Here is a 1,058-nt window from a genome sequence, read left to right as displayed (position 1 = left end):
GAGCCGCTCCGACCTGCGAATACCTGCTTCCGCTAGCCGCCCGAAGCACGTTCCTGTTGCTGTTGTCAAGCCCCGAGAATGGCCCTGACCTGCGAAAACGCCATTCAGAAGACGCCGTATCCGTGTTACCCTGGATAGCCACGGAAGGGGTACCTGTCACATGACGTTCAAGGTTGGCGACACCGTGGTCTATCCCCATCATGGGGCCGCGCTGATCGAGGCAATCGAAACTCGCCAGATCAAAGGCGTGGACAAGACCTACTTGGTGCTGAAGGTCGCCCAGGGTGACCTGACGGTACGTGTGCCAGCGGACAATGCGGAGTTCGTCGGCGNNNTTCGAGGTGCTGCGCGCGCCGTACGCCGAGGAGCCCACGAACTGGTCCCGTCGGTACAAGGCAAATCTCGAGAAGCTCGCCTCGGGCGATGTCATCAAGGTCGCGGAAGTCGTGCGTGACCTGTGGCGCCGGGAGCGTGAGCGCGGTCTCTCCGCCGGTGAGAAGCGCATGCTCGCGAAGGCGCGTCAGATCCTGGTCAGCGAGCTGGCCCTCGCCGAGAACACCAACGAGGACAAGGCCGAGGCCCTGCTCGACGAGGTTCTCGCCTCCTGAGTCCTCCGAGTCGTGGCTCCGCCCGTCGCGTGCCGTTCACGCCGGCCGTCGGAGCAGCACTCAGAGCACTCAGCGCATCGAAATGCCGCGGTGCCCGATGACGTCCTGGACGTCGCCGGGCGCTGCGGCATGTTCGTACCCGGACACCTACGTAGGCTGCACGTGCGCCGGAACGGGGAATGTGTCGTCACTCACGTCCCCACCCCCGGCGTGCCGGGCCCGGGCGGTCGGACTCGACCAGAGTCACGGAAGGGGCTGGTCAAGGCGGAACGCCCGGCACTTCCCCCGCTCCGTGCGGGGGCACGCCCAGGCCATACCCACGTAGGCCGAGCCCACAAACCTGACAGGAACCATGTCTGACGATCCGCTCCCGCCGTCCTCGCCGACCCCCGCACCCGGCCGTCCGGCCGTCCGTACAGCGGCCGTCATCCCGGCCGCGGGCCGGGGTGT

Annotated in this window: 2 pseudogenes; both read left to right on the top strand. The window is 66.8% G+C overall.

The window, feature by feature from the left end:
* Positions 1-160 precede the first annotated feature (160 nt).
* Positions 161-608 (top strand): annotated as a pseudogene (locus CCN29_RS31055) (CarD family transcriptional regulator).
* Between the two features lie 352 nt (positions 609-960).
* Positions 961-1,058: pseudogene (locus CCN29_RS36445) on the top strand (2-C-methyl-D-erythritol 4-phosphate cytidylyltransferase); the annotation flags it as partial.

Source organism: Streptomyces pseudogriseolus, from assembly GCA_002154585.1.
In the GTDB taxonomy this organism is placed as follows: domain Bacteria; phylum Actinomycetota; class Actinomycetes; order Streptomycetales; family Streptomycetaceae; genus Streptomyces; species Streptomyces pseudogriseolus.
Note: the sequence above shows the minus strand (reverse complement) of the source record. Positions and strands in the feature narration are given on the sequence as shown.